The sequence below is a fragment of the Desulfovibrio inopinatus DSM 10711 genome, assembly GCF_000429305.1.
In the GTDB taxonomy this organism is placed as follows: Bacteria; Desulfobacterota; Desulfovibrionia; order Desulfovibrionales; family Desulfovibrionaceae; genus Alteridesulfovibrio; species Alteridesulfovibrio inopinatus.
Genome location: NZ_AUBP01000074.1, coordinates 1 through 1125, shown reverse-complemented (window position 1 = coordinate 1125; position 1125 = coordinate 1). Strand labels below are relative to the sequence as shown.

The 1125-nt window shown below is 55.5% G+C and carries 1 protein-coding gene; it reads right to left on the bottom strand.

Going from position 1 to position 1125, the window contains the following annotated elements; translation table 11 throughout:
* Positions 1-165 precede the first annotated feature (165 nt).
* Positions 166-1053 carry a Mu-like prophage major head subunit gpT family protein gene (locus G451_RS0120450; protein ID WP_027185698.1) on the bottom strand — a complete coding sequence of 296 codons (888 nt, stop codon included), beginning with the start codon at positions 1051-1053 and terminating at the stop codon, positions 166-168.
* Between the last annotated feature and the right edge of the window lie 72 nt (positions 1054-1125).

The following is a 1125-nucleotide window of genomic DNA, read 5'->3' as shown; positions in this document are numbered from 1 at the left end:
GCCGGATCATCCATGCCCGCGCTCCCGCTGTCGTCGGCAAGCTGCAACAGCTCGTCTTCAGGCAGGAGTGCAATCAAGTCATCGGGAAGAGCATAAGCCATGCGTATTATCCGTTTGGACTAGGTCAAACCTAGGTCAAAAGGGTCGAGACGGATCATTGCCTCATCAGGCGGCAGCAGACAGCCAGGGCGACACCAACGATTCGGCCATACCGCGCCAAATATTCGAAGTGTTATCGGCCAGTTTTTCGGCTTTGAGGATTTCCAGGGCGTTTTCTTCCAACGTCGGCGGCACAACCAAAACATTCGGGCTAATGCCCAACGGGTCGCCGTTATCATCCGTCTGCGACATCATAGCCGCCCGGGCTGCTGCAAATGCGGCAGGATCGAGCGTTTGCTTCGATCCATAGGCGCACTGCCACAACCCAAACCCGGCATTGCCTCGCGCTTCCACGCTCACAAGATATTCACCGCGTTTAAACACGGAGTCGGTCTGCGGATCATCCTGAACAACCATTTGCGGCTTTTTGCGGAGCTGCATGATAAGCGGCTTGAGCGCCTGGGTGGTGTCGAGGAGATACCAGGCCGTCCCCGTCCCGCCTCCGGAGTTTGAGCAGGCTTTCCCGGCTATCGAATGATCCGTTGCAAAAAAGGCCTTGCCGTCATAGCAGGCGGTGGTCCACCCCTTGGAAAGCAATCCGAAAATCAACCGGTTCGGCCATGCCCCGGCAGCCCGACCTGTTGCCTTGGCCTTGAGGCCATATGCGCCGATCCGATCATCTTCCAAATCATTGCGCTTCACCGCAATCGTGCTTTCAAAATCTTTATTGACCACGGTGTATTGGTGCCCGGAGAGCTGCTTGATGATTTTATCGCCTATCCATTCTCGCAATGCCGGGAAATCGGAAATCCAGGTGTAGTCTTCGATAGCCGTCGTCGACGGCAGGATATCGGCAATCTTTTCGTAGTCCGAAGGCACGCCCCGCAAAGCGTCCTGGAATTCCGTTTTCAGGCCGCGATACAACGCGGTTAAATTCGCTTTATTCACCAACATGATCGTCACTCCTTAGATCCGCACCCAAGCGTAATCGCTGTCGACGCCGACGAGATTACCCGCTGCAATGCT